Annotated in this window: 8 protein-coding genes, 2 tRNA genes and 1 rRNA gene; all 11 read left to right on the top strand. The window is 40.6% G+C overall.

What is annotated here, in order from left to right:
• The 11 genes from dnaA to RRV45_RS00055 all read left to right on the top strand — a co-directional run bounded on the left by dnaA (position 1) and on the right by RRV45_RS00055 (position 12,665).
• Positions 1-1,347: a chromosomal replication initiator protein DnaA gene (dnaA, locus tag RRV45_RS00005; protein WP_315666777.1), complete on the top strand. Its 1,347-nt coding sequence runs from the start codon at positions 1-3 to the stop codon at positions 1,345-1,347.
• A gap of 175 nt (positions 1,348-1,522) precedes the next feature.
• On the top strand, positions 1,523-2,659 hold the full coding sequence (gene dnaN, locus RRV45_RS00010; RefSeq protein WP_315666778.1) for a DNA polymerase III subunit beta: 1,137 nt from the start codon (positions 1,523-1,525) through the stop codon (positions 2,657-2,659).
• A gap of 238 nt (positions 2,660-2,897) precedes the next feature.
• Positions 2,898-3,107 carry a S4 domain-containing protein YaaA gene (gene yaaA / locus RRV45_RS00015; RefSeq protein ID WP_315666779.1) on the top strand — a complete coding sequence of 70 codons (210 nt, stop codon included), beginning with the start codon at positions 2,898-2,900 and terminating at the stop codon, positions 3,105-3,107.
• Between the two features lie 48 nt (positions 3,108-3,155).
• A complete protein-coding gene (gene recF / locus RRV45_RS00020; RefSeq protein WP_315666780.1) occupies positions 3,156-4,274 on the top strand; it encodes a DNA replication/repair protein RecF in 1,119 nt (372 codons plus the stop codon).
• A gap of 9 nt (positions 4,275-4,283) precedes the next feature.
• Positions 4,284-4,523 (top strand): extracellular matrix regulator RemB, encoded by a 240-nt coding sequence (gene remB, locus RRV45_RS00025; RefSeq protein WP_315666781.1) that lies wholly within the window; start codon positions 4,284-4,286, stop codon positions 4,521-4,523.
• 111 nt (positions 4,524-4,634) lie between these two features.
• Positions 4,635-6,557 (top strand): DNA topoisomerase (ATP-hydrolyzing) subunit B, encoded by a 1,923-nt coding sequence (gyrB, locus tag RRV45_RS00030; protein WP_315666782.1) that lies wholly within the window; start codon positions 4,635-4,637, stop codon positions 6,555-6,557.
• Positions 6,558-6,768: 211 nt separating this feature from the next.
• The gene (gyrA, locus tag RRV45_RS00035; RefSeq protein WP_315666783.1) at positions 6,769-9,294 is read left to right on the top strand and encodes a DNA gyrase subunit A; all 2,526 of its coding nucleotides are present in this window, start codon (positions 6,769-6,771) and stop codon (positions 9,292-9,294) included.
• Positions 9,295-9,390: 96 nt separating this feature from the next.
• A complete protein-coding gene (locus tag RRV45_RS00040; protein ID WP_315666784.1) occupies positions 9,391-10,479 on the top strand; it encodes an HD-GYP domain-containing protein in 1,089 nt (362 codons plus the stop codon).
• Positions 10,480-10,791: 312 nt separating this feature from the next.
• Positions 10,792-12,342: ribosomal RNA gene (locus RRV45_RS00045) — 16S ribosomal RNA — on the top strand.
• A 158-nt stretch (positions 12,343-12,500) separates the two neighbouring features.
• Positions 12,501-12,577 (top strand) — tRNA-Ile (locus RRV45_RS00050).
• 12 nt (positions 12,578-12,589) lie between these two features.
• Positions 12,590-12,665, top strand: a tRNA-Ala gene (locus RRV45_RS00055).
• Positions 12,666-12,986: the final 321 nt, after the last annotated feature.

The raw sequence follows: 12,986 nt of genomic DNA on the forward strand, positions 1-12,986 counted from the left end.
TTGGAGAACATTGCGGATCTTTGGAATAATGCACTGACCAGCATAGAAAAGAAAATAAGCAAACCGAGTTATGAAACATGGCTGAAGTCAACGAAAGCTCACTCTCTTCAAGGTGACACGTTAACGATTACTGCGCCGAATGAGTTTGCCCGCGATTGGCTGGAAGAGCGCTATTCCCAATTGATCTCTGGAATTCTCTATGACATAACTGGAGAAGAATTAGGAGTAAAATTTATTATTCCTCAAAATCAAAATGAAGAAGGGCTTAATTTTCCAAATCCGCCTAGAAGAGCGGATAAAGAGGATGAACATCCTGAACTGCCATTAAACATGCTTAATCCTAAATATACTTTTGATACCTTTGTTATTGGCTCAGGAAACCGCTTTGCCCATGCTGCATCATTAGCTGTGGCCGAAGCGCCCGCTAAAGCATATAACCCTTTATTTATTTATGGGGGTGTCGGTCTTGGAAAAACTCACCTTATGCACGCCATTGGCCATTATGTGTTAGATCATAACCCGTCAGCTAAGGTTGTATATTTATCATCAGAGAAATTTACGAATGAATTCATCAACTCCATTCGTGACAATAAGGCAGTGGATTTCCGCAATAAATATCGAAAAGTAGATGTACTGTTAATTGATGATATTCAATTTTTAGCCGGAAAAGAATCAACTCAAGAGGAATTTTTCCATACTTTTAATACATTACATGAGGAAAGCAAGCAAATTATTATTTCCAGTGATCGGCCGCCAAAGGAAATTCCGACTCTTGAAGATAGGCTTCGATCCAGGTTCGAATGGGGGCTTATTACTGACATTACACCGCCCGATCTTGAAACAAGGATCGCAATTTTGCGTAAAAAGGCAAAGGCTGAAGGACTCGATATACCTAATGAAGTTATGCTGTATATTGCCAATCAAATTGATTCAAATATTCGTGAATTAGAGGGGGCTCTTATTCGCGTTGTTGCGTATTCATCCTTAATTAATAAAGATATAAATGCTGATTTGGCTGCTGAGGCTCTAAAAGACATTATTCCAAGCTCAAAGCCGAAAGTAATTACCATTCTAGATATTCAGCGCGTTGTCGGGGAACACTATAATGTAAAGCTAGAGGACTTTAAAGCGAAAAAGAGAACAAAATCCGTTGCTTTTCCGCGGCAAATTGCTATGTATTTATCTCGAGAGTTAACAGATTTCTCTTTGCCGAAGATAGGAGAAGAGTTTGGGGGACGGGATCATACAACCGTAATCCATGCCCATGAAAAAATCTCTAAACTCGTGCAATCAGATACTCAATTCCAAAAAGAAATTAAAGAGATTCATGAAATACTAAAAATATAGTGTGCATAACGTGAACCAGCTTACACACAGTCTGTCCACATGTGGATAGGCTGTGTTTCCATTAAGAAAATAGAGTTATCCACATGTTAACAAGCCCTACTAGTACTTCTAGTATTTTTAAAAAGAAAAATATATAACTAAAATATAAAAAATAGTTTAGACGGAGGATTAAGAAATGAGATTTATAATCCAACGGGATCGATTAGTTCAAGGTGTTCAAGATGTTATGAAGGCGGTAACGAGCCGAACTACTATTCCGATTTTAACGGGGATCAAAATCGTGGCGACATCTGAGGGCGTTACATTAACAGGCAGTGATTCAGATATATCCATTGAATCATTTATTCCTAAAGAAGATGGTGGAGATGAAATTGCTGAAATCAAGCAGACAGGCTCCATTGTGCTCCAAGCGAAGTTTTTTAGCGAAATTGTTAAGAAGCTGCCTACAGATACGGTTGAAATGCACGTGGAAAATCAATTGCAAACGGTCATCCGCTCTGGAAAATCTGAATTTAAATTAAATGGATTAGATGCGGAGGAGTATCCGTTATTACCGCAAATCTCAGAAGAAAATGTCTTTAAGATTCCAACTGACCTTCTTAAAGCGATGATCCGCCAAACGGTGTTTTCAGTGTCCACCTCAGAAACACGCCCCATCTTGACAGGTGTAAACTGGAGAGTGGAAAACGGGGAATTAACCTGTATTGCAACAGATAGCCATCGCTTAGCGCTTCGAAAGGCTAGAATAGAAACGGAAGCGGCAGAAAGCTACAATGTCGTTATTCCAGGAAAGAGCTTAAGCGAATTAAGCAAAATTTTGGATGATCATAATGATCCAATTGAAATTGTCATTACAGAAAATCAAGTTTTATTTAAAGCTAAGCACTTATTATTTTTCTCAAGATTACTTGAAGGTAATTATCCTGATACGTCTAGATTAATTCCAACAGAGAGCAAAACAGATATTGTTGTCCATACGAAGGAGTTTTTACAGGCGATTGACCGTGCTTCCCTATTAGCAAGAGAAGGACGAAATAATGTCGTTAAATTTACAACGATTGACGCAGGGGTTATTGAAATATCTTCTAATACACCAGAAATTGGACATGTTGTCGAAGAATTGCAAAGCCAATCTGTAGAAGGCGAGGATTTAAAAATCTCCTTCAGTGCCAAATTTATGATGGATGCCCTTAAAACATTAGAGGGTTCAGAAATTAAGATAAGTTTCACGGGAGCAATGAGACCATTTGTTATTCGGCCAATTAATGACGATTCCATTCTCCAGCTTATTTTGCCGGTTAGAACGTATTAATAAAGTGAAACTTCAATCAGTGGGGGTCTTACAACCCGTTAATCTGCGATAAACAAAAATGACGGGGAGCTGCCAGCAATAAGCTGGTAGCTTTTCTTTGTAAATTCGCTCAATTTTTAGTAAAATAGAACTTTAGGGTACATTCTAGAAATTGTTATGATTTTATGGGAAAAATAAGAGAAGATAGCTTTTCTTTTCTTTTTTACAATAAAAATCAAGCAATCGAGGAAGTGAAAAGATGACAGAAATCAAAATTGATACAGAATATATTACACTTGGCCAATTTCTTAAAGTATCTGAGGTCATTCAGTCTGGCGGGATGGCGAAGTGGTTTTTAAGTGAATATGAAGTATTCGTAAATGGAGAGCAGGATCAAAGAAGAGGAAGAAAGCTCCGAACGGGAGATAGGATTCAAATCGAAAGCTTTGGTTCATTTACGATTGTTTAAAAAATAGGCCTTCTGTAGCAGAGAGCTATGCTAAAAGGATGTAGGTCCATGTATATCGAGCAATTGCTATTAAAAAATTACCGGAACTATGAAGGATTAGAGGTCCAGTTTGAAAACAAGGTGAATGTCATTTTGGGTGAGAATGCTCAGGGAAAAACAAACGTCATGGAATCGATTTATGTATTAGCCATGGCAAAATCGCATCGTACCTCAAATGATAAAGAACTTATTCGCTGGGACCAAGAGTATGCTAAAATAGAAGGCAGGGTCCAAAAAAACAATGGATCTTTGCCCATGCAGTTAGTCATCTCTAAAAAGGGAAAAAAGGCTAAATGCAACCATATTGAACAGCAAAAATTAAGTCAATATGTTGGAAATATGAATGTTGTCATGTTTGCTCCCGAAGATTTACATCTTGTAAAGGGCAGTCCACAAGTAAGACGGCGTTTTATCGACATGGAAATTGGGCAAGTCTCTCCCATTTATCTTCATGATGTTAGCCAGTATCAAAAAATACTGCAGCAAAGAAACCATTATTTAAAGCAGCTCCAAATAAAAAAACAAACGGATCAAACGATGTTAGACATCCTAACTGAGCAGTTTATCCAAACCGCCGTCAAAATCGTTAAAAAGCGCTTCGAATTTCTGCAGCTGCTTGAAAATTGGGCAAAGCCGATTCATGAAGGCATATCAAGAGGGCTTGAATCATTGAAAATAGAGTACAAGCCATCGGCAGATGTATCAGATGAGCAAGATTTGTCGAAAATGATAAAAGTATATGAAGATAAATTTGGAAAAATAAAAAATAGAGAGATTGAACGTGGTGTTACGATGTTCGGTCCTCATCGAGATGATCTGCTCTTTTTTGTAAATGGGCGCGATGTACAAACCTTTGGCTCACAAGGGCAGCAGAGAACAACAGCTTTATCAGTTAAGCTGGCAGAAATTGAGCTTATTCATTCTGAGATTGGCGAATATCCACTATTGCTTCTTGATGACGTACTTTCAGAACTTGATGATTATCGTCAATCACATTTACTAAATACGATTCAAGGAAAGGTACAAACCTTTGTCACAACGACAAGTGTTGATGGAATCGATCATCAGACTTTAAAAGAGGCAGCTGCTTTCAAGGTGGAAGCCGGAAGTATGAAAAAGATTCAATGAGGTGAGCAATTGTACATCCATGTCGGAGAAGATATATTAGTTCGTTCCAAGGATATTGTCGCTATTATTGATAAACAAAGTGTTCACTCTTCTAAAATGATAGAAGAGTTTTTAGAGCGCCAGAAGCACTCTGTCATAAACCTCTCCAAAGGGTCTTATAAATCAGTGGTCATTACCACAAAGGAAATCTATTTTTCCCCACTGGCATCAGGTACATTAAAAAAGCGTTCCGCGAAATCCGCAATTTAAACAGATAAAGATAATAGTTTGGCGAAATAAAATAAGGATTAGCCAGGCTTTTTTATAGATAATTGATAGTTGATAGTAATGCAAATGAAAGTGTAGGTGATCGATGTGTCAATGGAGCAAAAGGCAGTGCAGGAAGAGTCTTATGATGCCAATCAGATACAGGTTTTAGAAGGTCTTGAAGCGGTTCGTAAGCGTCCAGGGATGTATATTGGTTCTACAAGTGCTAAGGGTCTGCACCATCTCGTATGGGAAATTGTAGATAACAGTATTGACGAAGCATTAGCCGGATATTGTTCAGAAATTAATGTGTGCATCGAGAAAGATAATAGTATAACCGTTATCGATAACGGACGTGGAATCCCTGTCGATATTCAAGAAAAAATGGGCCGTCCGGCCGTTGAAGTTATTATGACCGTTCTCCATGCTGGAGGGAAATTCGGCGGCGGCGGATATAAGGTTTCAGGCGGATTACATGGTGTAGGGGCATCTGTTGTTAATGCACTTTCCACTGAATTAGAAGTATTTGTCCATCGGGATGGGCATGTTCACTATATTAAATTTGAGCGTGGAGTAACATGCGAAGATTTAAAAATTATAGGAGAAACAGACCATACTGGCTCCACCATTCACTTCAAGCCAGATCCGGAGATTTTTTCAGAGACAACGGAATACGACTTTGAAACGCTGGCAAACCGTATCCGGGAATTAGCCTTCCTAAATCGCGGACTGAAAATCACAATTGAGGATAAACGAGAAGAGGGCAAGAAGCTAGAATATATGTATGAGGGCGGAATCAAGTCGTACGTTGAGCATTTAAATCGTTCAAGGGAAGTCCTTCACGAGGAACCGATTTATATTGAAGGCGAGCGTGATGGAATTAATGTTGAAGTATCCATCCAGTACAATGATGGATATACAAGCAATATTTATTCCTTTGCTAATAATATTAATACGTATGAAGGCGGAACCCATGAGGTCGGCTTCAAAACGGCTTTAACAAGGGTCATTAATGACTATGCAAGAAAAAGTGGGATTTTCAAAGAAAATGACACCAATCTTTCAGGGGAAGATGTTCGCGAAGGAATAACGGCTATTATATCCATTAAACATCCGGACCCTCAATTTGAAGGACAAACAAAAACAAAGCTAGGGAATTCTGAAGCCCGTGCGATAACAGATACTGTTTTTTCTGAAGCATTAGAAAAATTCCTGCTAGAGAATCCGGCAGTGGGGAGAAAAATCGTTGAAAAGGGGCTAATGGCTGCCCGTGCAAGATTAGCCGCTAAAAAGGCTCGTGAATTAACAAGACGAAAAAGTGCATTAGAAGTATCAAGCTTACCTGGTAAATTAGCGGATTGTTCATCAAAAGATGCAACCATCTCTGAATTATACATTGTTGAGGGAGATTCAGCGGGCGGATCGGCCAAACAAGGACGCGATCGCCATTTCCAAGCCATTCTTCCGTTAAGAGGGAAAATCCTCAATGTCGAGAAAGCTAGACTGGATCGAATTCTTTCAAACAACGAAGTAAGAGCGATGATTACAGCTGCTGGAACAGGCATTGGTGAAGATTTTGATATTTCGAAAGCGCGATACCATAAGATTGTCATCATGACCGATGCGGATGTTGATGGTGCCCACATCCGGACTTTACTATTAACCTTCTTCTATCGCTATATGAGACAAATCATTGAAGCGGGATATATTTATATTGCACAGCCGCCTTTATATAAAATCCAGCAAGGTAAACGGATAGAGTACGCCTACAATGAAAAGCAGCTGGAAGAAGTTATGGGAAGTTTGCCAAGTAATCCTAGACCAAATGTACAGCGTTATAAGGGATTAGGAGAAATGAATCCGGAGCAGCTTTGGGAAACAACGATGAATCCGGAAACAAGGACACTTCTACAAGTAAATCTTGAAGACGCAATTGAAGCGGATGAAACTTTTGAAATCCTTATGGGTGACAAAGTTGAACCACGCCGTCAATTCATTGAAGAAAATGCATTGTACGTTAAGAATCTAGATATTTAACATCATTCAGCAGAATTATAAAATGGTGAAATTCCTGCAAACAATCTAGTTAAAGGACCAGGATAGATCTATCCTGGTTTTATATACGTTTAGTATAAAAGGCAGTTGCTTTTGATATTTAGACTACCTTTTTTAATAAAAACTATTCACCAGGGAATTTTGCATACGAGTAGATTAAGAAATAGTTTGACACTTTAAGGAGGTTCTTTACATGGCTGAAACTCCGAAATCCCGAGTAAGAGAGATAAATATAAGTCAAGAAATGCGTTCGTCCTTTCTTGACTATGCAATGAGTGTTATTGTATCTCGTGCTTTACCGGATGTTCGAGATGGACTAAAGCCGGTTCACCGCCGGATTTTATACGCAATGCATGATCTAGGCATGCATTCAGATAAACCTTATAAAAAATCAGCTCGTATTGTTGGGGATGTTATTGGTAAATACCACCCTCACGGAGACTCTGCTGTCTATGAAACAATGGTGCGGATGGCTCAGGACTTTAACTTTCGTTATATGCTTGTTGATGGGCATGGTAACTTTGGATCTGTTGATGGAGACTCTGCAGCAGCGATGCGTTATACGGAAGCTCGTATGTCCAAAATCTCGATGGAGCTTTTAAGAGATATTAATAAAGACACAATTGATTATCAGGATAACTATGATGGTGAAGAGAGAGAGCCTGTTGTTTTACCAGCTAGGTTCCCGAATTTATTAGTCAATGGTACATCAGGGATAGCAGTTGGAATGGCGACAAATATCCCTCCGCATCAGCTTGGTGAAGTCATTGATGGGGTTCTGGCAATAAGTAAAGACCCTGAAATCACTATTCCTGAGCTAATGGATATTATTCCAGGCCCCGACTTCCCAACTGCCGGAATGATTCTAGGCCGGAGCGGAATTCGCAAGGCGTATGAAACAGGAAGAGGATCAATTACTTTAAGAGCCAAGGTTGATATTGAACAGAAGTCGAATGGCAGAGAAGTAATTATTGTCAATGAAATTCCTTACCAAGTGAATAAAGCAAAATTGATTGAAAGAATCGCTGAGCTTGTCAGAGATAAAAAAATTGATGGTATTACAGACCTCCGTGATGAATCTGATCGTAACGGGATGCGGATTGTCATTGAAGTTCGCAGAGATGCTAATGCAAGTGTATTATTGAACAATCTATATAAGCAAACAGCTATGCAAACGAGCTTCGGGATCAATTTGCTTGCCTTAGTAGATGGTGAACCAAAGGTACTGAATTTAAAGCAGTGTTTAGAGTATTATTTAAATCACCAAAAAGTTGTGATTCGCCGAAGAACGGAGTTTGAATTAAGAAAAGCGGAGGCGCGTGCTCATATTCTTGAAGGCTTAAGAATTGCACTCGATCATTTGGATGAAGTTATTGCATTAATCCGCGGCTCTCAAACAACGGATATTGCTAGAGAAGGATTAATGACCAAATTCAATCTTTCTGAGAAGCAAGCGCAGGCTATTTTGGATATGCGTCTGCAACGTTTAACAGGCTTAGAGCGTGAGAAAATTGAAGATGAATACGCAAGCTTAGTTAAACTAATTGCCGAGCTGAAAGCAATTTTAGCGGATGAGGAAAAAGTGCTTGAAATTATCCGTGAAGAATTGCTTGAAATTAAAGAAAGATTCAACGATGAACGCCGCACGGAAATCGTTGCTGGGGGCATTGAGCAAATTGAAGATGAAGATTTGATCCCTCGAGAGAATATCGTCATCACTTTAACTCATAAAGGCTATGTTAAACGTCTTCCGGTGTCTACTTATCGTGCCCAAAAGCGTGGTGGCCGCGGAATTCAAGGAATGGGAACGAATGAGGATGATTTTGTTGAGCACTTAATGACAACTTCTACTCATGACACCATTCTATTCTTCACGAACAAAGGAAAGGTATACCGTTCTAAAGGATATGAAATTCCTGAATTCAGCCGTACAGCGAAAGGGATTCCAATTGTCAACCTTTTAAGCGGGTTAGAGAAGGATGAATGGGTAAATGCCATTATTCCAGTTGAGGAATTTGTAGATGACTGGTTCTTATTCTTTACAACGAAGCAGGGAATTTCGAAGCGTTCCCCACTTACTTCATTTGCTAATATTAGAAACAATGGGTTAATTGCCATTAATTTAAGGGAAGATGATGAGTTGATTTCTGTACGTCTAACAGATGGACAGAAGGAAATTATTATTGGAACGAAAAATGGTTTACTCATTCGTTTCCCTGAAGATGATGTCCGTTCTATGGGACGTACTGCAACAGGAGTTAAAGGAATAAACTTAAGTGGTGATGATGAAGTAGTGGGAATGGAAGTGTTAGAGGAAAATTCCCAAATACTTATTGTTACGAAAAACGGTTATGGAAAACGTACACCTTCCGAAGAATACCGTATTCAAGGAAGAGGCGGTAAAGGAATTAAAACATGTAATATCACTGAGAAAAATGGAGATCTCGTTTCTATGAGAGCCGTTACAGGTGAAGAAGACTTAATGTTAATTACGACTGGCGGTGTCCTGATCCGTATGGCAGTAAATGATATTTCGACAATGGGTCGTAACACGCAAGGTGTAAGACTCATTCGTCTAGACGAAAACATAGATGAATTTGTCGCTACTGTTGCCAAGGTTGAAAAAGAAGAGGATAAACCAGAAGAAGAATTAACAAAGCCATTAGAAAGTGCTGAATTCGTTCCGAGTGAGGAATCCGAAGAGGACGATCAAGAATAGTATACGTATTGGGGGAACACAAACTTTGTGTTCCTCCTTTTGTGTTAAATGGGGTATAATGGTAAGAACGACTCATGACATTTGGGGTGGAAGACTGTGCGTGTAAACACAAGGGAATTGCAAGAAGGATGTATTGTATCTGAAGATATTTATAGTCTGACTAATCGTCCAATTGTTACAAAGAAAAGCATTCTTACTAAAGAATTAATTCATATATTAAATGTTTTTCTTATTGAGGAAGTAGCTGTAGAAAAATTAATGGTTAATGGCTCTGTGTTTTTTCCAGAAGAATACATAAGTGATGAAAGAGAAACAAAGGAAGCACCAAGCGAGAACAATGATTGTCTGGAAGATATGTTTCTTATTGGGGTACAAAAATATAAAAGGGAATTTAAGAATTGGCAATCAGGTTTGCCAATAGATATTTCAAAAATCAGAAGTATTATGCTCCCTCTTGTTGAAAAATCAGAAGCAAATCCATCAGATTTGTTCTCCCTTCATCATTTATCAAACAATGATGAGTACCTGTTTCAGCACTCTGTTGCTGTCGGGCTATTAAGTGCCTTTATAGGAAAGAAACTTAAATATAATAAAGGAGATGTTTTACAGCTAGCTCTTTGTGGTTGTCTTTCAGATGCAGGAATGGCAAAAGTAAAACCTTCCATCCTCTTTAAGAATTCAACTTTAACCTTTCAGGAATTTGAAGAGATTAAAAGACATCCAGTCTACAGCTATAAGATGGTGCAAAATATTTCTCTGTTAAAGGAAACGGCAAAGATAGGGATATTTCAACACCATGAAAGATTAGATGGAAGCGGCTACCCATTAGGGGAACAAAACAATAAGATCAGCACATTCGCCAAAATCATTGCAGTTGCTGATACATTTCATGCCATGACTAGTAATAGACTTTACCGAAAAAAGCAGTCTCCTTTTAAAGTGTTAGAAATGATGCTTCAGGATATGTTCGGGAAATATGATATTGCAGCGATGCACGCAATCGGGTCAGGCTTTATGACGTTTTCAATTGGAAGCACTGTAAAGCTTTCAGACGGTCAAATAGCTGAAATTATGTTCTTAGAAGAAAAAACACCGACAAGGCCACTTGTAAAAATAATTAAAACAGGTGAAATTCTCCACTTAGAAAAGCACCGGCAACTATATATAGAGGAAGTGTTGAAATAGACCACAGCATAGTTGGTCTATTTTTTTGTAATAGGGTAATTAACATATTTTACAATAACAAAAAGAGCAATTTATACTTAAAAAACACTTGCAAAAGCACTATGGGCTTGTTATACTAATTCAAGTCAGCAAGCGAGGGCAAACAACCTCTTTAAGAAAAAAAGTGTTGACATGGTTTTCTGCAAATGTTATATTAATGAAGTCGCCTCTGAGCGATAGTATAGTTCTTTGAAAACTGAACGAACAAAAACGTCAACGTTTAACTTTTAGTCTTTTTTAAAAAAGACATTTATGAGCTAATCAACTCACAATTTATTGGAGAGTTTGATCCTGGCTCAGGACGAACGCTGGCGGCGTGCCTAATACATGCAAGTCGAGCGAACTTGCGGGAGCTTGCTCCCAAAAGTTAGCGGCGGACGGGTGAGTAACACGTGGGCAACCTGCCTGTAAGACTGGGATAACTTCGGGAAACCGGAGCTAATACCGGATAATTCTTTTCTACTCATGTAGGAAAGCTGAAAGATGGCTTCGGCTATCACTTACAGATGGGCCCGCGGCGCATTAGCTAGTTGGTGAGGTAACGGCTCACCAAGGCAACGATGCGTAGCCGACCTGAGAGGGTGATCGGCCACACTGGGACTGAGACACGGCCCAGACTCCTACGGGAGGCAGCAGTAGGGAATCTTCCGCAATGGACGAAAGTCTGACGGAGCAACGCCGCGTGAGTGATGAAGGTTTTCGGATCGTAAAACTCTGTTGTTAGGGAAGAACAAGTACCGTTCGAATAGGGCGGTACCTTGACGGTACCTAACCAGAAAGCCACGGCTAACTACGTGCCAGCAGCCGCGGTAATACGTAGGTGGCAAGCGTTGTCCGGAATTATTGGGCGTAAAGCGCGCGCAGGCGGTCCTTTAAGTCTGATGTGAAAGCCCACGGCTCAACCGTGGAGGGTCATTGGAAACTGGGGGACTTGAGTGCAGAAGAGGAGAGTGGAATTCCACGTGTAGCGGTGAAATGCGTAGAGATGTGGAGGAACACCAGTGGCGAAGGCGACTCTCTGGTCTGTAACTGACGCTGAGGCGCGAAAGCGTGGGGAGCGAACAGGATTAGATACCCTGGTAGTCCACGCCGTAAACGATGAGTGCTAAGTGTTAGAGGGTTTCCGCCCTTTAGTGCTGCAGCAAACGCATTAAGCACTCCGCCTGGGGAGTACGGCCGCAAGGCTGAAACTCAAAGGAATTGACGGGGGCCCGCACAAGCGGTGGAGCATGTGGTTTAATTCGAAGCAACGCGAAGAACCTTACCAGGTCTTGACATCCTCTGACAATCCTAGAGATAGGACTTTCCCCTTCGGGGGACAGAGTGACAGGTGGTGCATGGTTGTCGTCAGCTCGTGTCGTGAGATGTTGGGTTAAGTCCCGCAACGAGCGCAACCCTTGATCTTAGTTGCCAGCATTCAGTTGGGCACTCTAAGGTGACTGCCGGTGACAAACCGGAGGAAGGTGGGGATGACGTCAAATCATCATGCCCCTTATGACCTGGGCTACACACGTGCTACAATGGATGGTACAAAGGGCTGCAAGACCGCGAGGTTTAGCCAATCCCATAAAACCATTCTCAGTTCGGATTGCAGGCTGCAACTCGCCTGCATGAAGCCGGAATCGCTAGTAATCGCGGATCAGCATGCCGCGGTGAATACGTTCCCGGGCCTTGTACACACCGCCCGTCACACCACGAGAGTTTGTAACACCCGAAGTCGGTGGGGTAACCGTAAGGAGCCAGCCGCCTAAGGTGGGACAGATGATTGGGGTGAAGTCGTAACAAGGTAGCCGTATCGGAAGGTGCGGCTGGATCACCTCCTTTCTAAGGATGAATTGAAGTGCTCGATACTTCAATAAAAGGCGTTTATTGTTCGTTCAGTTTTGAGAGAACTATTTCTCTTTATAATTTAATACCTTGTGAGAGAATTGAGAGCTTACGCAGGGATGCGTGCTTATCATTTATCAAACACTGTTATATATGGGCCTATAGCTCAGCTGGTTAGAGCGCACGCCTGATAAGCGTGAGGTCGATGGTTCGAGTCCATTTAGGCCCACCATCTCATGTTAACGGGGCCTTAGCTCAGCTGGGAGAGCGCCTGCCTTGCACGCAGGAGGTCAGCGGTTCGATCCCGCTAGGCTCCACCATGACGAATTCACATTCGTTTATTTTTTTCGGGGTTATTATCTTATAGAAGAAAGATAATAACTAAATATTTGCTCCTGCGCCGCAGTGTAATCAGGGAAGTAATCCCTCAGCTCGTCGCAAGGCAGCATGAAGAATTGCTACGATGCGAAATCACGATGTGATTGAAGTCAGTAGCCTTGTTCCTTGAAAACTAGATAATGATTTGAAGAAGCAATAACCGAGTAATCGCCATTTTAGTTATTCTCTCTATTATAAATAGAGTTTAAAACCAAACGATTCTTACGAATCGTGAGGGCAATGAGAAGCGAACAGGTCGAGGA

Origin of the sequence: Bacillus sp. DTU_2020_1000418_1_SI_GHA_SEK_038 (assembly GCF_032341175.1) — a bacterium.
Taxonomy (GTDB): domain Bacteria; phylum Bacillota; class Bacilli; order Bacillales; family Cytobacillaceae; genus Cytobacillus.